We start from the raw sequence: 20,185 nt of genomic DNA, 5'->3' as shown, positions 1-20,185 counted from the left end.
CATTTCGTGTATCCAATTTGTCCCTTTTATAAAAGATTTCCCTGCATTCGATCACAATTTATTAAATGATAACAGTTATCACTTGCACTCACATTTGTAACAATATAAATTTGCCCCCCACTTAAAGCTTATTTTCTCAATCGCTTCATTTGTTAATCAGGACAGATACTCATGCCTAGCTACAAGTTTAAGCTCAACGCCCTGCTGCTCGCTATGCTGGCATCACCGGCCTTTGCCGACGATGCTGTCGAGCGCGGAAATCAATCAATCGAAAAAATTGTCGTTTTGGGGGAAAAGACAGAGAAATCATTGAAAGACGTGAGTTCATCTGTATCTGTCATCACGGAAGAGCAGCTTAAGACGCTGCAATACCTGTCGGTGCATGACGCCATCTCTGAAATACCCAACCTGGTAGTGCTGTCCGGGCAGATGCCCAATATCCGCGGAGTTTCCGGTAACGGAGCCGCCACCGGCTTTAGTGGGGTTTCCGGCGGCGCCAAGACCCGGGTATCTACCATAACCGATGGAGTGGCAGAACCTTTTATGGCGGATTTGACCGGCGATACCGGCATGTGGGACATAGAGCAGATTGAAGTGTTCCGTGGTCCTCAGTCCACCAGCAATGGCCGCAACAGCATAGGCGGCGCCATGTTTATCAAGACCAAGGATCCGACTTTTGACTGGCAGGGTGCCGCTCGTGTGGGTTATCGCAGTGAGAGCCAATATATAGACTCGGCCGCCGCTATCTCCGGCCCTTTGATTGAAGATGAGCTGGCCTTTCGCCTGTCGGCGCAGCATACCGATGGCGAAACTTACGCCAACCCGGTTATCCATGAAGCTAATCCGCCGGGCTTTGATCTGAATAAGCTCAACACAGACAGAATAAGAGCCAAACTTCTGTGGGAGCCCGCAGCCATTGACGGCCTCAAGGCCATGCTCAGCTATGCCAAAAACCATGAGCGCGGCAACACGGGACGGCAGTACTTCAGTGGTGACGATCCCTGGAAGTATCAGCCCATCAATCCCAGAAACATGGACACTGAATCAGATACCGGCAGCATCAAGCTGGACTACAGGATCAGTGACAATTTCTCGGTCGACTTCTTGCTGGCCAGAATGAACTACAACTGGGTGATGGATACCTATGACAAGGATCCTGCTACCGAGCAAGTGGTGAGTATGGAGGAGTCCAACACCACGGCTGAAACCAAGCTGCATTTTGGCCTTAACAGCGAACTCTACAGCGGCTTTATCGGCCTCTACTATTTCAAGCGCGATCAAGACTTCAACAGTATCGGTGGTTCGGTTTATCGCGGCGACGACAATAGTGACTCCAAGGCGGTTTTCGGCGAATTTACTTATAACTTCACCGATGACTTCAGGATCACCGCCGGAGGCCGGGTCGAACGGGAATCTCAGCTGCGTAATTTCTGGATGAAGCAGCCGCAAACGCCCATAGAAGATACCCTGGACAACAGCAAGACCATCAAGTTGCCCAAGCTGGTGCTGCAGTACGATATCAATGCCGAGACCACAGTCTCCTTAAGCGGTCGCCGTGGCTACAACGCCGCCGGTGCGGCGATAGGCTTTCCGGAGAATGAGTTCTACTTCTACGATGAAGAGTACGTTAACGCCTATGAACTTGGGCTGAGAACCAGCCTGGATGGCGGTAATATCAACCTGAGCGCCAACCTGTTCTACAACGACTACGACGGATATCAGGCCACAGGTTCTGCCAGACGGGTTATCAACATGGACAAGGTGATTACCTATGGTGCCGAGTTTGAAGCCTCAGCCATGGTGACCCGGGATCTGCGCCTGCACGGCGGCCTTGGGCTGTTGAGTTCGGAAATCAAGGAACCTGGAGAAGGTTATGCCTCTGCCAAGGGCAATGAACTGGATTCGGCCCCCTCAATGACCGCCAATCTCGGTGCCCAGTATTGGCTGACAGATCAGCTTACCTTCAGTGTCTCCGCCAACTATGTCGGTGAGTACTATGGTGACTTTGAGAACACAGAGGAAAGAGTTGCCGGTGACTATGTGCTGGCACGTATGTCGCTCAATTATGAGACAGACAACTGGATCTTCAACGCCTTCGTCAACAACGCCTTTGATGAGAAAGCCGTGTTGAGCCGCTCTCCGGCAGCCCGTAACTACCCGGATGGCTATGCGGCGATAGTCGATCCCCGTAACTTTGGGGTCTCTGTCACCTACCAGTTTTAGCCTTAGATAAGCCCAAAGGCTCCCAAGGGAGCCTTTTTAATTTTATTGAAGCCCCTTTGACCAAGGGTTACGGCTTCAAAGCCGTTTCATGACTGAGTCTCACGCGGCGATCATCCCCTAAGTGCGTTAAACACAAGGCGGAAAACTCGCTTTGCCAACGGGTCAGCTCAAACCCATAGCGTTCTTGAAAGGCCTGAGTCTCAAAGTACATGGAATAGGCATAGTTTTGATACAGCATCAATCCAGGCAGCACTTGGCCAGCCTCTAGATACTCCCTGGATGCCGCCAGCATGATGGGATAGTTGTCGTTATGCTTTTCACCGCCGAATCCCAGCTTAAAGCCATCGAGCCGGCGGATGAAGGGATCATCTTCAAGATAAGTTTGCAACTGCACCTGGCTGAGCATTCGCATTACGCCATCGGAGGGGATGCCGAAGGCCCAATTACTGTGAAACGCCCGTAGAGCAGCATGAGCCGCCAGTTCATTTCGCCCCAAACGCCTCAACTGCGATGCCAGTGCAAACCAATAGTCACCCACTTCCGGCAGTTGCTCGCAGGCCTGCTGCAGTAAAATAATACCTGCCTCAATATCGTTCTGCGTGGCTGGCCCCTCCTCTGCTACACGAAAAAACGCCTTGGCGCTCTGAACCAACATTGGCGCAAAGTCTGCGTCTTGCGGCTCTTCATCGCCGCGCTCCCAGTCGTTGGCTTCGAGCCAGGCAACAAACTTACCGGCGCCGGAAAAGGCCGGTACCAACTTGGCCTCATCGTGCCACATGTCACAGACAATCGGCGCCTCTGTCTCCCGGCCCAAGGGCCAATAGAGCCCAAAGTAATCACCGTTGCCGAGCTCGGCATCGAACAGAGGCAGAAAGCCCAATGAAGGATAGGGTCCCATGGGCTGCTCGTCCGCAGCAAAAGGTGATAATAGATTGATTTCAGGAGGAATATACATTATGCGACATCTCTATCAGCGCGGAGGACAACAACTGTTTTTGAATAGTGTTAGAGGCTAGCTCGCCGGCGGAATGGAATAAGTGCCCACGGCATGGGCCACCAGGTCGCTGTGTCCGACCGAAAACACAGACACCTCGGCAATCGCCAGTGATTTACCCAGTTTCAGCAGCCTACAATCGGCGACAATGTCACACTCGGCACTGGGTTTACGCAGGAAGTTGATATTCAGGTTAGTGGTTACCGCCAGCGGCACTATGCCTATTTCCCCCAGCAAGGCGACATAGATGGCAATATCCGCCAGCTCCATCATGGTCGGCCCTGAAACAGTACCACCGGGGCGCAGGTGCGCCTGAGTTATCGGCTTACGCACTCTGGCCGACTTATCTCCCAGATGTTCAATCACAATGCCGCTATGTGGCAGCTCATAGTTAATAAAAGCTTGCAGCTCGGCGATAGTCACCATCTAAACCTCCTTGATTGTTAGGCTACTCGTTGCGGGTATCAATGGGCATGGGTATTACTTGGACATTGGCAGCCTCTGGTTTAGCCTTGTTTGCCCTTCTACTCCTGTTTGGTCGTGGGCTTTGATACCACTTTTGATTGTTGCCGCCGTTTAAGCTCCCGCCCCTGAAGGGTGAATATCGACCAGACCAACAACAAAGGCAGCATTGGGACTATCCCCCAAAGCAAATCCACAGAACTTGCCACCAAGGTGTATTTAAGCTGATATACCGGCACCAACACCCAAAGGGGATAGCTGTAAAACAACCCTCGCACCAGACGCATAGACAAACTGCGACGCATCTCGGCGCCGGGAAGCGAGGCAAACATCAAGGCAAACCAACCCAAAACGCCCGTCAGCAGCGCAAAACCCAGCACAAGCTGGATCAATAGTTCCGGCATTGCCCTCTCCCTGAGTATAAGCTTCTAACCCTTTTGCCCGATTTACAGTGCTGACCGGAGCTCTCCTGTCAGCCAGGAGTGGTCATCGCAGAAGCAAAGGCCAAGCGCCCACGACCAGCTCGCTCACTTTCAGCTTAATCACTACCAGAATCACATCCCGGTTCCGCAGCGGCGGTTTCCGCTGCACTATGGTCTGTGCTGGCATCATGCAGGCTCGTGATAGAAAAATCCTGTGGCCGGCCAAAGATAACCTCCGCTGCTTCCCTTCTCAGTTGCCCATAGTCCGGCTCACTGGAACCTTGGACGATGGAAGTTTGCATCGAAATGCGGGAAAACTCGGCCGGTGAGCAGTACATGGCATAGGCATAATATTCATTGGTCGAAATCCCGCCATTGCTATCACCGGCTCTGGGAGGACGCCTGAGCTTTTGTCTGATTAAGGCCCTTTCCAGCTGATTTCTGGAGTAATATCTCTTCTTGCCATAATGCTTTAGCAAATCCCTGGATAGCTTACGGGCATATTGCCTTATCTTTCGTTTTCGAAACAGATGGGCAAACATAAGAACTCACTCTGCTTGGCTCGCTTCTCCAATATGCCGCTTTGTGCTCAAAGGCTGATTGGAGCCCACTTGCCGAGCGGCACCAAAGAACAGATATGGCGCGGCAAATAAGTTGATGATTAAGCTGTAAAACAGCGGCAACAAGGCCACGCCCAAACCGGCCATGATGGTTTCGGCGCCGCCTAAGCTTTGCATCAAAACCCGCAGCAAACCGTAAATAAACATAAGCCCGGCGGCCAACCAGCATACTTTGATGGCACCCCGTAATTTGGCGCGCCTTGTCGCAGCCAAAGGGGTAAACCAACAAGCCAGGGCGGGCGCAATAACGCCAATCATGGAGGGGAAATCGATAAACATGACCCAGTGCGCCGACAAAACCAGCTTGCCAAGCGTGTACAAACAGACCAACCAGTAGACTATGACTGCTGCCCGATTCAATTTCTCCTCCTGTTCTCGCAGTTAGGCTTCAAGTGCCAATTGCAGTAGTAAGTCCAGCTGAACCCTGGCATCGCCTCTTTGAGTCTTATCAATGGCAGGTTCACCACCGAGACGCAGTGCCGTGGTGTAAAAGTAGATCTGGTTCTGCTGCAGCTTGCCTTGCTGCTCACTGACTTGCTGAAAATCCTTCTTCCTGAAGAAGCTGGCTTGCACTTCATCATCACAACACCAGTCGTTGAAGAAATCTTCCATGCTCCAGGTGAGCACATCTGTCTGCGAAGTGTGGGGATCGATAAAGGCGATATCTTCATCCCCTTCATCGCTCAGGAGCCGATAATAAAAAATGTCGCCAAAACAGCTGATAGCGAACGGGATGCGACTCATCTCTTCATCCAACATCAGCCAGCCCCAGAGATTGTCCAGGTATTCATCCGGATCAATAAGTTGGATTAAACCATCACCATAGTGGCCAAAGCCATGTTGTTGCCACAGTTCCAATAAGCACTCGGGCAAATGGTCCTGATATTTGGCAAGAGTTGGCGCCGATACTGATTTGATATCTGCGCCGGGTGGCAGATGGTCGATAAAAGATTGCAAAAGCATTGAGGTAAAATTCCTTTTCCTATCAGAATAACTGTCACAAAACCTTGGGTTTTCCGTGACCTTGATTTGAAAGCCTTAGCAGGCACTTAGGTATGACATGGGGCGTGGATAAGCCCGTTGCCGATTATGCGGCCTTTGATAGCATGATTGCAATCCCGAGAGACACACCGGCTATACACAGAGCCCAAGAATCGCTGAGACAGTATCGATATTTGTCCGCAATATCTATTCGATCGCAAAACTCTCGGCGACAAGCTTTAAGGTATCAGTCTGAGCTTGGTACAGCCCTGGCATCGAGCCGTAAAATGGTGAAGGCGATGCTTTCGCCGCTAATATTGCTATCGAAAGGTGCCTCCAGCCGACACAGGCCGACATCTATAACAGCACCTTGGGTAATATCGGTTATGGTGCCAAATGCGCGGTAGCTCCATCCCTGAATATGCTGCAGCTGCCTTAACCCCTCCGGGTTGCCGGCCAACATGGTGTTTTGATCCTCCTGTTCACAGGCGATACCGACGCTCAGCTCAATATCAATGATCTCACCATAAGTCAGGCTGTCACCACCGAATTCATCCATCACAGTAAGCGGCTGCCCCGCCACTTCAATAACGGCTTCGAGGTAATCGCCCTCGGTTTGCTTAAATACTGCTTGCACGGTTTTCCTTATAAAATTCTTTTTTGAGGCTGTTTCTCAGCTGGTCACTGCTCAGCTTCTTTGGCCGCCAGCCACTCACATTCGGCTGTGGTGGCCAATTCTCCCAGTTGACGACGCTGATCCCGCCCCTGGAAACTGGAACGAGCCCCCTTGAGGATAGGTACCGCATATTGAATATCACGGGCCAGTTGCCCGAGAAATAGATTGCCGGAACGGCGATATTCCACCATTTCCTGCCCATTGAGCTGGATCATAAAGCAGTTATTATGTCGGCAAAGCACATCCAGATATAGTTGTCCTTCATGCTCCAACAGGTACCATTGCGCTTGAGACATTGCCAATACTTTCATACCCAGCTCCCGACTATGCCGTTTTTACCGAAAGAGGCACTAAATTACAGCAGCGTAAGCCACTCTGAGGTATCTGCCAGAATAAACTCATAGCGTTTGCCATCATTGAGAATGACCCGCAGCGCATCTGCCGATATAGGGAAAATACCGCCGCCAGTAGCCAGACACTTTTCTACCGCGCAGATATCATCACGCTTGAGTGTGTAGGGCCCCAGCCCCAGTTGCTGATTGAAAGGCACAAACTTAAGTTCATTGCCGGTCAAGGAGATTTTGCCATCGGCTTTGGCCACTCCATTCTGCACTGTAGTCATTGACGATTTGATCAGTTCTGCTGCCATCCTTGCTTCCTCTTGGGTAATGCCTTGCTTCCTTAAGGCCTTGTCGGCATAAGCCATCAGTAATGTTCAAACTACCTCAATAGATGAGGTTTGTCATCCCGATGAACGGGCACTGCTGCACTGCAGGGCTCAGGCGATAGCCTCTGGCAGGATGAGCTCCGGCGCGCCAAAACAGTGAAGATAGCCATCAATAATGGCCAGAGCGTCTTCATCCGAGCAGAGATAAACGGGCAAACCATGCCGCTTAGCCAATTGCTTTGCACGCTGTTTTTGGCTGAGGCCATGGGATTGGTCTCGGCTCTGCGAATGAACCACATGGGGCACAAATAAAAGGTCGGCCAAGCCAAGCGCCTTCAGGTTTTCAAGGCCCACTGTATTGCTGCCACCACAAAGCGCCGCGGTTTCTATGTTGGCGGTCAGCAGCATGGCACCGGCACTGACACCAACCAGGAGATGTCCGGATGCAGCATAACTCTTGAGTTCCTGCTGTTGATTGCGACTATGCAAGCCGCGCAAAAAACGGTAAGTATCCCCGCCCGAGAGATGCACTAAAGGCTTATCCAGTAACGTCTGCATCACAGTGTCGTTAAAACCCTGCTCAAAATCCAGGTAGGTGTTGAGACCTATGCCAAGGCCTTGATAAAACGCCTGTGTTGCCCGGTAGAAATCCCCCTCGGGGTCAGGCTCTGAACCTATGTAACCACCCGCTTGTCCTTTAAGCCCCAAAGCCTCAATAACAAACGCTAGCGCCTTATGGCCGGTTGCGCTTTGGTGATTACTGAGCAGCAGTAGATTCATACTTTTTCGCTCCTTGAAAGTCGGCAGTTTCTTGCAACACCCAAAGTTTCCTGCTCACAGCCTCAACGGCCATTCACGCCGTGATTGATAAAGTTCTTCAGCCTAAGACATCAGCGCAGGGAGTCAAAAGCAGCCAGCAGTGCTTCATCTTCTCTTTCTAACAGGCACTCGCCAATCTCATCTATGGGTAACGCAGCGCTGCTGGACAACAGCTTAAGGGCTTCAATATGCTCAAGAGTCAGTTCATGCTCGGTAAGCAAGAACGACCAATCGAAACTGTCGACAAGCGCCTGCTCGACACCATCGGCATACAGCTGGTTAAACCTTTTTGGGTTGTGACCGAAGATCAATGCCGCCAAGCAAGCATATTCGCCGAATTCACTGTCATCATCAAAGCAGTAATCCAACGCTATGCCCCGACTTAGCAAGGCAGCCAAAGCCTGTTCACCGGCTCCATTCAAATGGTATTCATTGTAAAACAAACAAGCCGCCGCCGTAGCCAGTGCCTCATGGGAGAAGGCGTATCTGGGCAGTAGAAAATTAAAAATGGCGTAAGCGTCAGACTCTCCTGCGAAGACCAATGCCAACAACCGGTTATGGTCCAAGCGGCCACCCACTGAAATAAACGCGCTAATAAAACCGAGATAAACATCGTGACACAGCCGGTAAAGATGTTCAGGGTCGTCTTCGACCAAGCTGCCATCCGGGCCGTTGACTCTGATGATGTCAAATAGCGGCGTAAACTGCTTCGGCTCGGAATAATACGCCACACGGCAATACATAAGGTAATAGATTTGATAGTCCTTGATAACGGCGTTCGCTCTGAGATAAGAGATGATCTCAAGCCAGGCCGGGTCTTTCTCTATCCTGAACATATATTGGGACCAGGCTTTCGGCATGTGCTGGCGCAAATAGTCCAGATTGCCTTCTTCAATATGTTGTTTTATCTCATTTAATCCACGAAACACGGCATTCCTCTCATAACAGGTGTAAATCTTCTCCGGGAAATCCCGGGCCAGGTAGGTAAAAGACCTGAGTTAGGGCTGACTCAGTTTTTGCTCAAGCGCCCGGTTCTGAGCCATAATCTCTTCGAGAAAAACCGAACCATGCAGCCTGGCCAATTGCAGCGCCTTGATAGAAGCCGCCATTGCCTTATCGAGCTGTTGGTTAAGCGTATAGGCCGTTGCCAGGCTGTCCCAAAGGATTTCCGAGCGAGCGAATTTCTCTACTCCTTGCTCCAATATGGCAACGCCCCAGGCAGTTTGGCCCTCATAGGCGGCCTTTAGGCCGTATACATTGAATTGATGTGCCGACAACGGAAAGGTATAGCCATACTCGGCAGTTTTTCCCCTGTAGAACGCCAGCAGTTGTTGCAGCGACATCACATCGACTTGTGGTACCGCGTTCCAGGCACTGAAGATGGCTTTAAGCCCCTCGACATTGCCAATCAAGGGAGTGCTGTCGTGGGTTTCTCGGGCAAAACGGGCATTGAAAACCTGTAGCTTTGACGGCTTCTTGGTTTCCAGTTTTTGCAGCATGGCGTCAAAGGCCTGCGCCATCTCGCCTGGCTCACTCGCCATACTGAGAAACCAGCGCATGGGCGCTTTGCGCTCGCGAGTCTGGTATTTGTCGTAATCTGTAATCAAGGCACCATCGTCCCACCACAGGCTGGGACTAATGGCTATCGCGGCATTGAAGGAAGATGCCGGACCGAGCGCCTGATAACTGCTGTAAAGCCCGGCCAAAGAGTGGCCAAATATCGTCCGGTAAGGCGCCAGACGGTAACGTTCACCCAATGTAGGCAGCAGTTCCTCTGCGATAAAACGGTTATAAACATCAGCCTTTCCCGCCCTTGCGGCGAAATCTTCCGGCTCTGTGGGAGTAAAGTACTTGAGTCTGTCGCGGGTGCTTATGCCCACCACTATCATTTCCGGCACTATGGCGTATGTGCTCAGAAAGCCGACGCTGGATGCCACATGATGAAACTGAGTCGAACCATCAAGTACCAACAGCAAGGGGTAGTGAAAACTGTCTGAATGTCGATAACTCTCGGGCAAAGCAACCTGAACTGTCACAACTTCATCGATAAGCCCGGCCGCAAGTGTAAAACGCTGCTCTTCGGCCAATACAGTCAACGACAGCAAGGCACAAAGCAAAAATACGAATCTCATGGAAATCCTTGTCAGTAAAACGTCTTTAAAGGGCATTCAAAGGCCGGCCGGCGCGGGATAAAAGAAATCTTTGCCGTTCATAGCCAATGCCTGCAACTGCCCGGCTTCTATCGCCAGGCTCACCTCGGCGCTCCAGGCAGGAAAACCACCTTTGGCTAAAAGGCTGACGGTCAAAACCAGATAGCCACAGGCATCTGTCGTTGCCACAAGACTGTACTCACCTTCTATGGCAGCCCAGCTTTGCTCGCCTTGCCAACCCTGCCACTGCCGGGCAAGCTCCTCAAAGAAATCCGCCGGGTTCCGTCCGTAGGGAAGATTATCCACCCTCACACTTGCCTGCATGCCCTCTCCCGAGATGGTCACGCAATAGTGTTCAAACCAACCACTGGTGTCCAGCTCGGGTTTATGAAAACGCACAGAGCAGCCAAAGCTGTTTTCCAATATCCATTCTTTCACCTTTCCGGCGTCCTCTTTACCTGGATTTAAAAGTGGATTTAAAAGCAGCCGGGTTACAAACGGCCTTTGAGCGGGTGCTGAGTTTGCCAACCACTGGCTCCGCGGCTGCTGACAAAATACACCAGCAGATCGGCCGCGCCACGATGGCTGACCCAATGAATGAGTGACGTAGCCATTGAGCGGCTCGCCACCTGACACCAGAGACTATCCTGATTGTGTGTAGCGCCGCGGCTGTCGACTCGATAAACCAATAGATCGGCGGCCGCGCGGGAGCTGACTTCATGTACCAGCACCTTGGCCGCTCCCCGAACCTGAACCTCATAAATAAGCGCCATAAAACCTCCCTGTTGTAGCTTGGCTCTTGGTGGTTTTGCCTCTTATATCTAAATGCCACGCCTGTGATGCCTGAACACTCAGGGCTGTAGCATGCCTAAATCTTCAGCCACTTTCAGCGGGTTAAAAGGCCCGTCGATAGCCTTTGCCAGCGCCTCAACCTGACTCTGATCCAGGTGTTGTATCGCCTCTTTGTCCGGCGCCTCAAAATAGATAAAACCTTTGAGCAAGTCGTTGAGTGTGGTGATATCGGCATCGGCGAGTACCGCTTTGAGTCTCAGTGCTTCATCCTCAGTACACTGATAGTCTTTTAACTCATTCAGGTAAATCAACACTGCTATCTTGTCTTCACGTGCCAGAGCGTTGAACCAAGGGCTGGCGGGGAATGTGAGTGTCGATGTCTTGCCCTGACGATCACATGCTTGCCAGCTATCATTCCATTGCTTCAGATAGGAAAACTTATCGACTTGAGTTACGCAGCCTGACAGCAACAGCGCAATTGATACCACTATGATTTTCTTCATAAATCCCTTTTATTCTGCAAGCTTGTTGAAGATACCAACAACCCGCTTGAGATCATCCTATTTAAAAGCTCATGCCATAAACCCCTGTGACACTAGCGGCTTGATGCGGCGAGGCCTATGCCGAAGCAGACAAAGACGCCGCCGCTTAGCTTATTCAGCACTGAGCTTCCCTTACCGGAAGCCAGCTTGGTCTTGGCAATGGAAGCAAACAGGGCATACAGAGTGTGAATAAGGATCACCAATCCACTAAAGGTTGCGGCGAGTAAGGCAAACTGAGGAGCGTATTCCCGCTGCAGGTCGATAAACTGCGGGAATATCGACATAAAAAACACGATCGCCTTGGGGTTGGAGATGGAGACTAAAAATCCTTCGGCGAAACACTTGCGAGCGCTGCCTTGCTGTAAATGAGCGCTGCTGGTGCCACCACCCTTGGCTCGGAACATTTTCAGGCCAAGATAGATAAGATAAGCGGCGCCAATAAACTTAATTACAGTAAAGGCCAGTATTGAACTGGCCAACACAACCCCCAAACTGGTGGCCGAGATCAAGGCAACAAACAAAATAGCCAGTGCGACCCCAAAGATACCGGCAAAGGTCTTGAGCAAGCCGCGTTGAATCGAGTTATTGACTGTCAGCATCACCGCCGGTCCAGGCAAGAGAATGGTGGCCATGGCCACACCGAAATACACAAAATAATTATCCATTTTTATTCCTGAACTGATAAAACTGTCAAAAACCTTAATCCATTCAAATCTGCCAATCATTGTCATTGATATAGGGCTGCAAACCCGGCAAATATGGATAAGCGATAAGCTCAAATCATCACCATAACCCAAGCGCACGAGTTTGATGTGCTGGAGAATCAACATCCGGTAAAGAGTAAACAAGAGAGCGCGCCGAACCTTGAATTCAATCGGCGATAGCTACCGCGGAACCGACAATCCTTTTCGTCGCTGAAACATCCTTGAATACCCCAGGAGCTTGTACTGTATCTCATTGATAGTTATGGCGACCATACCCAAGCAAGTCACAGATTACAAGAAGATTTCCCGAAGGCCAAAGCCGCTTCTTTGGGTGCAAAATCGCGCTGGTTATGGTGCCAACAGGATTTGCTGTTTCCCGGTCCATCCCATTAGAGTAAACTCGTTTGCTTATTCCTTGAGCCAGGGAGCCTGGAGGGGCAGCCAAGATTTTGGGACGAGCTCGAAAGGGAGTAACCTATCAACACCAAGGAGGGAACATGAAGCTCTATCGAGGCAGTTGCCTTTGCGGCAAGGTTCGTTTTGAAATCAGCGCTGAGCTGCAGCAATTCTTTTTGTGCCATTGCAGTCGCTGCCGCAAGGATTCAGGTTCGGCCCACAGTGCCAATCTGTTTTCAGACAGCGCCGAGTTAACCTGGCTCAGTGGCCAGGACGCCATTACTGCGTTTACCCTGCCCGGTACCCGCCACAGCCGCCATTTTTGCGCCGTTTGCGGCTCGGCGCTGCCCAAAGCGGTCGAAGGTGGCCACCTGCTGCAAATACCCGCAGGCAGCCTGGATGATGAGCCGGGTCTAACTCCCCAGGCGCACATTTTTTGTCAGACGCGTGCCGCTTGGGATAGTGAATTGGGAACTGTGCCGCAATGCGCTGATAAACCAGATATTTAGCTTTACTCATTCAGATATGATTTACTGATGACTCTCCCATTGGCACTATCAACTTACAATTACGCTCTGGTGTAACCATTATCGAGTAGGAGATTTACGCTTTGAAAAGACCCGATACTATCTCCAATTCAGCTAATAGCTATATTCTTTAGCGTGCATTCTGAGCTCTGCCGCCTTATTCTCCAGATATTCTGCAGTATTGAGCAGTCTTTCTATCACATCTGCCGTATTACGGGAGTTATCTCTAATCACTGTCATGCTGCTTGCTAAATCACGTGATACCAGAGACTGCTCCTCTGTAGAAGAGGCCACCTGCGTATTGATATTATGAATAGCCTCAGTGCTCACAAGAATGTTCTCAAAAACTGAAATAATCCCGCCAAACTCTTCATCGGCCTTATTCATCAATTCAGCAGCTTGAGTCACAGAACCGCCAACTTCGGTTGTCCGTTGTTGTAAACTAGCGACTATGTCGTCAATCTCTTTTGTAGAGTCCTGAGTACGCTGTGCCAACGAACGTACTTCATCGGCAACAACCGCAAAACCTCGCCCCTGCTCTCCAGCGCGAGCCGCTTCGATTGCTGCATTCAAAGCCAGTAAATTGGTTTGCTCAGCAATAGCCTTGATAACTTCCAGGACATTGCTTACCTGATCACTTTCAGTGACCAAATGTTGCATAGCTACTTTTGTTTTTGCAAACTCCTGTGCTAACACGCTCATTGCAGACTGTGCCTGCCGTACAGTCCTCTGACCTAAGGATACATTGGATTCATTCTCCGCGGCTCTAGCTTCAGCCTCTTGGGTATTTTCGCTGACATGCATCAATGTCGTCGTCATCTCTTCCATAGCACTAGCACTTGAATCCAACTCAGAGGCCACTTTTTGAGAGCTGGCTCTTGACTCATTTACTGCTGACTTGGCTTCCTCCGACAACTTTGCAACCTCTTTAGAAACGCTGTCTGTTACAGCCAAGGAGGTTGCCAATGAACTTATAAAAGCGTTAATCTGCTCCCTTATTTGGGCAATTTCACCACTGGCTGTAACCTGAATCCGTTTACTTAGGTCTTTCGTTTTCTGAATGTCCATCAATTGTTCGTATACGAGTACAATTGGATTGGCAATTTTATATTTAACCATCACGAAACCAACAATACTGACCAAGATCACTATAGCCAGCAGTAGCTGCGACCAGAAAAGAGCGCTTCTGAGATCCTCCATTCGCTGGATAAAGTCTGCACCAGTACGCTGATCCAGAGCCGAAAAAAACTGGTCAATTGGTGCCATAATTTTGGCTTTTTCCCTATGGTAAGCAGGACTGTGAAGCAGTTCTCTTGCCAGCGCCAGATCTGGTTCTCCCCGAACACTATATTTGCCACTGGTCGGATCCAAAAATATGCCTTTAACCGCATTCATTGCCTTAACTTCCAACGCCACTAAGGCATCAGAATTCGCTTGGGCCTGATCCAGGAAGTCGAACTCCTTTGCACTAAAGCCCAAAGACTTCATCGTGTCTTTAATTGCAGCACTTTCGCCATCCGCTTTGGGTTTGTCACCATAATTCAATACTAAATCCCAATATATTTGGTGGTAGTGCTGCGGCCGAGGTTTCTCTCCATTGCGAATATCAAGAATATCCTGATACATCTTCTCGTATTTCTCTTCGCCGGTAATAGCATAGGTACGGGCAAGCCGTGTAAGATCGTCTGAACTTTGTCTCAGTTCATCAGCCACCTGATAAGACTTATATCGAATATTCGCCGCATCACCTAACTGAACAATTTTAGCCGATTCATTCATAGTGAAGATGAAGGTTAACAAGGCGCTCGCACATATAGCACCAAAAACAAGGCTCATCATGGATTGCGTTTTCATTCATGCTCTCTTGACAATTAGAGGAAATCGTCCTTTAAGCGTAACGCATGCGCATCGTATAGATAACAATATTTTCACAATTATGATGAGTTCACAAAAATCATACCTGCCTTAACTTCAAATACATTTTTCAGTAGCCCACATGAGACTTAAGATCAACATCAAAAGACCGAGTCTTCATCCCTTTAGGGAAGGTGCGAATAAGTCCTCGTGGCACTCTGGCTTACACAGCAATTGGCGTTCAAGGCATCTGACTGAAGGCATGCCGGGGCCTGTCGAAGTCGGATAACGCAGAGAGCCAGTTGCTGTGAAAGCCCCGAAGGGCGTGGCTTACAGGCCTGCCTGCTGTGTTGTGCTTCTTGCAAAGGACTAGGGCCATTTGCTGCGAACCACGCCTTGCATCTAGGCCTGTAAGCCGACGCAGAGCACACATGGGGCTTGTTCGCACCTTCCTTAGATTACCGCCAACTCCACCATGGCAGCGGTGTACATCTTAAGGTTCAGCTGCAACTGCTCGCGGGTGATAAACTCATGTTCGCTGTGGCCTGTATACTCGACACCCGGCATGGCCGGACCAAAACTGAGGGCATTGGGAAACAGTTTACTGTTGGTGGAGCCGCCAATAGCAACAGGTTTAGGGTCGGCAATACCGGTAAACTCGGCAAACACATTGAGCAGGGTTTGCAGATGCGGCGCCTTATCCATCACCTTGGGCTCGCCCCAATAGCTGCTGACATCGACCAGAGTCACGCCGTGGGATTGCTGCCAACCGGCCAGCGCCGCGGACAGCTGTTTATCCAAGGTTTCCGGGCTCTTGCCTATGGGGCGCCTTAGGTTAAGCGTAATGCTGGTCCCCCCCTGCCCCCACTCCACCACAGTCGGCGCCAGCGACATAGGCCCCATAAAATCATCGCTATAGCCCAGCTCGCCAAAGCGCTCGGCATAGAGGTCCAAGCCTATCATTTCATTGATAAATGCCAAGGTTAATGCCGACTGGCTCGGCGCGAATGTCTCAGACTCCAACAGCGCAGCCAGATGAGTCACGGCATTGACACCATCTTCAGGGGTTGAGGAATGGGCCGATTTACCGTTGGCGGCGATCTCCAGGCTGTCGAAATCCAGGGTAAAATCATAGCGCATCCCCTGCTGGGCTTCTGCGGCGCGTTGCAAACGGCTGACCATGGCGCTGTCGGCTCCGCGGATCAGGGCCAAGGCCTGCTGGGGGATCTGACTGGCAAAGGAGCCACCGCTGAAATGCTGCAGCTGCGGTTTATCGAAATTAGGCGCCTTGACTTTGGGTTCAGGTATCGTGAGTTTTATCTGGCTCCAGCCCTTCTCGGCGGTGACTACAGGATATTCGGCGTCTATGGTGATATTCATATCCCCCGCCTGATAGTCCTTGAGAAACACTTTCAGCGGCTCCCAGTCCGACTCCTCGGCCAGATATACCATGAGCTCAATGCGGCGATTCAGTTTTACCGACTTGTCCTTGAGCGCCTTCATGGCGTACATGGCGGTGACTATCGGCCCCTTATCATCTTCGGTGCCGCGGCCTATCAGCTTGCCCGGTTGCGATTGAGTATCCAGTTGATAGGGACTCTGGTGCCAAAGCGTTGAATTGGCCGGTTGCACATCCCCGTGGGTAATGATGCCAAGCTTATTAGCGCCGCCGCCCCTGTCTTCGCCAAGGCCTATCAAGAGCACATAACCGTGATCGGCATAATCCAGCCCCAACTGCTCAGCTTGGGCCTTGAGCGCCTGCTTGAAGCCGATGAATTCCGGATTGGTGTCGGGTGTCAACCCTGGGATAGCCTCGGTATTGAAGCGCACCAACTCGGCGAGACTCTGTTCCATCTCGCTGCCATAGCGGTCAAGGCTGTACTGGGCCAAGGTTTTCGACAGTGGCGAGACTTTACTCAATGCAGACTCTGTACCTTGGGCAGCGCTTACGCTTGAAATATGGCTTGAAACCTGGCTCGAGGGCTGAGCCGTAAGGCCGCTCTCTGCGTTTACAAAAGGAGCAAACAAGCACAGGGACAGCGACAGGGATAAACGGGAAAGTGTTCTAATCGTCATGGCAGGGTAGCTTTTGTTATCTTTTATTATCAAAGGCCTGAGAGTGTGCCACAGATACAGTTTCGATACTGCATTCGCTAAATTTTGTTACAAACTAAACAGGACAAAATTGGCCTTTTTCAATACGGCATGTTACTAAGGACGGCTTCGGCGCGGCCCGCCGCGCCATACGGGAGATAAACACCAGCATAGAGGAATAACAATGAAGGGAATGACCCTCTCTCCAGTGGCTCTGGCCCTGGGATTGGCGCTGACACTGAGCGCCTGCGACAACCAGCCTGTATCCCAGAGCGACACATCTGCCCAAACTCAAGCGCCTGCTCTCCAAAATGGCACAGGCACAAACCCAGCCGCAGCCAAGGCCGAACAAACCCGGGACAACCCTTTCTTCCAGCCCTGGAATACTTACCTTGAAATCCCCGCCTTTGATCGCATCAAGTCCGAGCATTACCTGCCGGCCTTCAAACAAGGGATTGCCGAGCGCAAGGCAGAGATTCAGGCCATCATAGATAATCCGGCCGCCGCTGACTTTGCCAACACCATAGAAGCCATGGAGCGCAGTGGCGCCTTGTTGACCAAGGTGTCAGGGGTGTTTTATAACCTCACCAGCGCCGACACCTCTGCCGAGCTGCAGAAGATCTCCAAGGAAGTATCCCCGCTGTTGTCTTCCAGCCGCGATGATATTTACCTCAACAACGCCCTGTTTCAGCGGGTTAAGACTGTCTATCAGCAAAAAGATCAGCTGGTACTTAACCCGGCGCAGCAGAAACTGCTCGAAGACACCTACAAACGCTTCAGCCGCGGCGGTGCCAACCTGGATGAAGCCGGTAAGGCGGAGCTTAGAAAGCTCAATGAAGCGATTGGCAAGCTGAGCCTGGAGTTCGGCGATAATGTGCTGGCAGAAACCAACGATTTTGAACTTGTGATAGACAAGCAGGCCGATCTGGCCGGTCTGCCGCAGGATGTGATTGACGTTGCCGCCCAGGCGGCCATCAAGCGCGGCCATCCCGGCAAGTGGGTATTTACCACCCAACGCCCCTCCGTCACCCCGTTTTTGACCTATGCCGATAATCGTGAGCTGAGAGAAAAACTCTACAAGGGTTATATCGAGCGCGGTAACAACGACAACGCCCACGACAACAAGAAGGTGCTGGCAGAGCTGGCGGCTCTTAGAGCCAAACGAGCCCAGCTTCTGGGCTATCCGAGCCACGCCCACTATGTGCTGGAAGAGCGTACTGCCAAGACTCCGGAAAATGTCTACGCCCTGCTGGATAAAATTTGGCCCGCCGCCCTGGCCCAGGCCGAAGCCGAAAAGGCCGAGATGCAAAAGCTTATCGACAGCGAAGGCAAAGACTTCAAACTGGCCGCCTGGGACTGGTGGTACTATGCCGACAAGATACGTGTCGCCAAGTACAGCTTCAACGAACAGCAGACCAAGCCATACTTCTCGCTGGAAAACACCCTCAAGGGCGTGTTCTACACCGCCAACCGCCTCTATGGCATCAGTGTCACCGAGCGTGACGATCTGCCCAAGTATCACCCGGATGTACGCACCTTCGAGGTGAAAGATAAAGATGGCAGCGTTATCGGTATCTTCTTTGGCGATTACTATGTGCGTGACAGCAAACGCGGCGGCGCCTGGTCCAATGCCTATCGCCGCCAGGCGGTGGTTGATGGCGTCAACGAGCAGCCCATCATAGTCAACGTACTCAATTACCCTCGCCCCAGTGGCGATGAGCCGACGCTGCTGACCTTCGATGAAGCCGGTACCCTGTTCCATGAATTCGGCCATGCGCTGCACGCCTTGCTGTCCAAGGTGGAGTATCGTTCCCAGTCCGGCACTTCCGTGCCCCGCGACTATGTGGAGTTCCCGTCACAGGTGATGGAAAACTGGATGACTCAACCGGATGTGCTGGCGCATTTTGCCAAGCACTATCAAACCGGTGAGGTGATCCCCCAGAGCCTGGTAGACAAGATCCGCGCCGCCAGCAAGTTCAACCAGGGTTTCGCCACGGTGGAATACATGGCAGCCACCAAGCTGGATCTGGACTGGCACAGCAGCAGCGTCACCGAACCTCAGGATGCGGCCGCCTTCGAGCAGCAATCGCTGAGCAAGATGGGGCTGATCCCCGAGATAGCGCCGCGCTATCGCTCCACCTACTTCAGCCACATCTTCTCCGGAGGATATTCGGCCGGTTATTACTCCTATATCTGGTCTGATATTCTCGGCGCCGATGCCTTTGAGGCCTTCAAGGAAAACGGTATTTTTGACCCGGCTACCGCCAAGGCGTTCCGCAGCAACATCCTTGAGCGCGGTGGCAGTGAAGATCCTATGGCGCTTTACAGGGCATTCCGTGGTCAGGAAGCCGCCATTGAGCCACTGCTGCGCAGTCGCGGCCTGCTGGCGGAATAAACGCTTGCCGGATTAGCAATGTCCAGCAGCGCAATCAAAAAGCCGTTCACTCAGTGAACGGCTTTTTGAATTCTTTTTCAGGGCTGGGCTTTCTCAAGGCTGGCCGGTGTATTGCTTGACTCCGGGCGGGATAACAAACCACTCCTGCTTTTCACTGACCCAGGCATGGGCACTCGGCTGAATGATACGGGTATCTTCCAGATTGCTGGGCTTGAGCTTGATACTCTGCAGCTCTGCCGGGTTGTAGTGATAGATACGATTGCCGCAGCGACCACAAAACTTGGCGGCGCTGATATTACCGCTGGCCGAACCACGCTGCCAATGGCTCAGTTCGCCACTGAATTCTATATCTTCGGCTCTGACAATCGCCGTGATGCTGAAGGCACTGGTGGACAGCTTCTGGCATTCCTTGCAGTGGCAGGCCACCACCATCTGCGGCGGCGCCAACAAGCGATAACTGACAGCGCCGCACTGGCAACTGCCCTTGATGGGATAACGAATAGCTTCCATAGCTTTTATCATCTTATCTGAGGTGTAAAAAATCCACCTGCATAGCAGGTGGCTTTGAACAGCCCCCTAGAAGGGGGCTAAAAGAATCACCCATCCAAACCAAGCTTGATCTGACCGTTTGATTCCTCTGCCTCTACTTTCTGTTGATACCTTACATATCGACGAATGATCTCTTCGTTTGCTCCCACTGAATCTACTAAGTAGCCTCTTTGCCAAAAGTGGTTACCCCATAATTTATGCTTTCGTAAGTAAGGGAATTTGTTAAACAGTCTTATCGCCGTTCTTCCCTTTAAAAAACCTACGTACTCCGAAACACTCAAGCTTGGCGGAAGTCTCACCAGTAAGTGAACATGGTCT

General features: G+C 51.4%; 23 protein-coding genes. 3 read left to right on the top strand and 20 right to left on the bottom strand.

Annotation, left to right across the window (positions count from 1 at the left end):
• The first annotated feature begins 171 nt into the window (after window positions 1-171).
• A complete protein-coding gene (locus N512_RS0116835) occupies window positions 172-2,223 on the top strand; it encodes a TonB-dependent receptor (protein WP_025889083.1) in 2,052 nt (683 codons plus the stop codon).
• 67 nt (window positions 2,224-2,290) lie between these two features.
• Here the strand turns inward: N512_RS0116835 and N512_RS23235 are convergent, their stop codons facing one another.
• The 16 genes from N512_RS23235 to N512_RS0116755 form a co-directional block, all read right to left on the bottom strand.
• Window positions 2,291-3,121: a tetratricopeptide repeat-containing protein gene (locus N512_RS23235; RefSeq protein ID WP_156029254.1), complete on the bottom strand. Its 831-nt coding sequence runs from the start codon at window positions 3,119-3,121 to the stop codon at window positions 2,291-2,293.
• A 114-nt stretch (window positions 3,122-3,235) separates the two neighbouring features.
• Window positions 3,236-3,643, bottom strand: coding sequence for a PaaI family thioesterase (locus tag N512_RS0116825; protein ID WP_025889080.1), 408 nt, complete (start codon window positions 3,641-3,643; stop codon window positions 3,236-3,238).
• Between the two features lie 98 nt (window positions 3,644-3,741).
• Window positions 3,742-4,083, bottom strand: a complete 342-nt coding sequence (locus tag N512_RS0116820; RefSeq protein WP_028781063.1) for a hypothetical protein — start codon at window positions 4,081-4,083, stop codon at window positions 3,742-3,744.
• 134 nt (window positions 4,084-4,217) lie between these two features.
• The gene (locus N512_RS0116815; protein ID WP_028781062.1) at window positions 4,218-4,643 is read right to left on the bottom strand and encodes a DUF6559 family protein; all 426 of its coding nucleotides are present in this window, start codon (window positions 4,641-4,643) and stop codon (window positions 4,218-4,220) included.
• Between the two features lie 6 nt (window positions 4,644-4,649).
• Window positions 4,650-5,081 carry a hypothetical protein gene (locus N512_RS23230; RefSeq protein ID WP_051472844.1) on the bottom strand — a complete coding sequence of 144 codons (432 nt, stop codon included), beginning with the start codon at window positions 5,079-5,081 and terminating at the stop codon, window positions 4,650-4,652.
• Between the two features lie 21 nt (window positions 5,082-5,102).
• Window positions 5,103-5,684 carry a GAD-like domain-containing protein gene (locus N512_RS0116805; protein ID WP_028781061.1) on the bottom strand — a complete coding sequence of 194 codons (582 nt, stop codon included), beginning with the start codon at window positions 5,682-5,684 and terminating at the stop codon, window positions 5,103-5,105.
• 265 nt (window positions 5,685-5,949) lie between these two features.
• Window positions 5,950-6,339, bottom strand: a complete 390-nt coding sequence (locus N512_RS0116800) for a hypothetical protein (protein WP_025010480.1) — start codon at window positions 6,337-6,339, stop codon at window positions 5,950-5,952.
• A 44-nt stretch (window positions 6,340-6,383) separates the two neighbouring features.
• The gene (locus N512_RS23225; protein WP_037475362.1) at window positions 6,384-6,689 is read right to left on the bottom strand and encodes a hypothetical protein; all 306 of its coding nucleotides are present in this window, start codon (window positions 6,687-6,689) and stop codon (window positions 6,384-6,386) included.
• A 44-nt stretch (window positions 6,690-6,733) separates the two neighbouring features.
• Window positions 6,734-7,027, bottom strand: a complete 294-nt coding sequence (locus N512_RS0116790; RefSeq protein WP_025889069.1) for a hypothetical protein — start codon at window positions 7,025-7,027, stop codon at window positions 6,734-6,736.
• 129 nt (window positions 7,028-7,156) lie between these two features.
• Complete coding sequence (locus N512_RS23220; protein ID WP_051472843.1) at window positions 7,157-7,825, bottom strand: Type 1 glutamine amidotransferase-like domain-containing protein; 669 nt, start codon at window positions 7,823-7,825, stop codon at window positions 7,157-7,159.
• A 110-nt stretch (window positions 7,826-7,935) separates the two neighbouring features.
• Complete coding sequence (locus tag N512_RS0116780; protein WP_028781060.1) at window positions 7,936-8,793, bottom strand: hypothetical protein; 858 nt, start codon at window positions 8,791-8,793, stop codon at window positions 7,936-7,938.
• Between the two features lie 69 nt (window positions 8,794-8,862).
• On the bottom strand, window positions 8,863-9,996 hold the full coding sequence (locus N512_RS0116775; RefSeq protein WP_028781059.1) for an alpha/beta hydrolase: 1,134 nt from the start codon (window positions 9,994-9,996) through the stop codon (window positions 8,863-8,865).
• Between the two features lie 36 nt (window positions 9,997-10,032).
• The gene (locus N512_RS0116770; protein WP_156029251.1) at window positions 10,033-10,452 is read right to left on the bottom strand and encodes a DUF6228 family protein; all 420 of its coding nucleotides are present in this window, start codon (window positions 10,450-10,452) and stop codon (window positions 10,033-10,035) included.
• A 53-nt stretch (window positions 10,453-10,505) separates the two neighbouring features.
• Window positions 10,506-10,787, bottom strand: coding sequence for a DUF6150 family protein (locus N512_RS0116765; RefSeq protein WP_025010474.1), 282 nt, complete (start codon window positions 10,785-10,787; stop codon window positions 10,506-10,508).
• A 78-nt stretch (window positions 10,788-10,865) separates the two neighbouring features.
• On the bottom strand, window positions 10,866-11,309 hold the full coding sequence (locus tag N512_RS0116760) for a hypothetical protein (RefSeq protein WP_028781057.1): 444 nt from the start codon (window positions 11,307-11,309) through the stop codon (window positions 10,866-10,868).
• Window positions 11,310-11,401: 92 nt separating this feature from the next.
• Complete coding sequence (locus N512_RS0116755; RefSeq protein WP_028781056.1) at window positions 11,402-12,013, bottom strand: LysE family translocator; 612 nt, start codon at window positions 12,011-12,013, stop codon at window positions 11,402-11,404.
• Window positions 12,014-12,549: 536 nt separating this feature from the next.
• On the opposite strand from N512_RS0116755, the gene N512_RS0116750 reads away from it, so the two are divergent.
• The gene (locus N512_RS0116750; RefSeq protein ID WP_028781055.1) at window positions 12,550-12,957 is read left to right on the top strand and encodes a GFA family protein; all 408 of its coding nucleotides are present in this window, start codon (window positions 12,550-12,552) and stop codon (window positions 12,955-12,957) included.
• 132 nt (window positions 12,958-13,089) lie between these two features.
• Here N512_RS0116750 and N512_RS0116745 read toward each other — a convergent pair whose 3' ends face one another.
• Together N512_RS0116745 and N512_RS0116740 are read right to left on the bottom strand one after the other, a co-directional pair.
• On the bottom strand, window positions 13,090-14,829 hold the full coding sequence (locus N512_RS0116745) for a methyl-accepting chemotaxis protein (RefSeq protein ID WP_028781054.1): 1,740 nt from the start codon (window positions 14,827-14,829) through the stop codon (window positions 13,090-13,092).
• A 453-nt stretch (window positions 14,830-15,282) separates the two neighbouring features.
• A complete protein-coding gene (locus N512_RS0116740; RefSeq protein ID WP_028781053.1) occupies window positions 15,283-16,905 on the bottom strand; it encodes a dipeptidase in 1,623 nt (540 codons plus the stop codon).
• 202 nt (window positions 16,906-17,107) lie between these two features.
• On the opposite strand from N512_RS0116740, the gene N512_RS0116735 reads away from it, so the two are divergent.
• Complete coding sequence (locus N512_RS0116735) at window positions 17,108-19,318, top strand: M3 family metallopeptidase (protein WP_028781052.1); 2,211 nt, start codon at window positions 17,108-17,110, stop codon at window positions 19,316-19,318.
• Between the two features lie 93 nt (window positions 19,319-19,411).
• Here the strand turns inward: N512_RS0116735 and N512_RS0116730 are convergent, their stop codons facing one another.
• Together N512_RS0116730 and tnpA are read right to left on the bottom strand one after the other, a co-directional pair.
• Window positions 19,412-19,828, bottom strand: coding sequence for a GFA family protein (locus tag N512_RS0116730; protein WP_037475359.1), 417 nt, complete (start codon window positions 19,826-19,828; stop codon window positions 19,412-19,414).
• Between the two features lie 86 nt (window positions 19,829-19,914).
• Window positions 19,915-20,185, bottom strand: a 271-nt coding sequence (tnpA, locus tag N512_RS0116725; protein ID WP_028781050.1) for an IS200/IS605 family transposase, incomplete at its 5' end; no start/stop codon positions are given.

Origin of the sequence: Shewanella sp. 38A_GOM-205m, from assembly GCF_000518445.1 — a bacterium.
GTDB lineage: Bacteria > Pseudomonadota > Gammaproteobacteria > Enterobacterales > Shewanellaceae > Shewanella > Shewanella algae.
The sequence above is the reverse complement of the archived record's forward strand: the minus strand, read 5'-3'. Positions and strand labels throughout refer to the sequence as shown.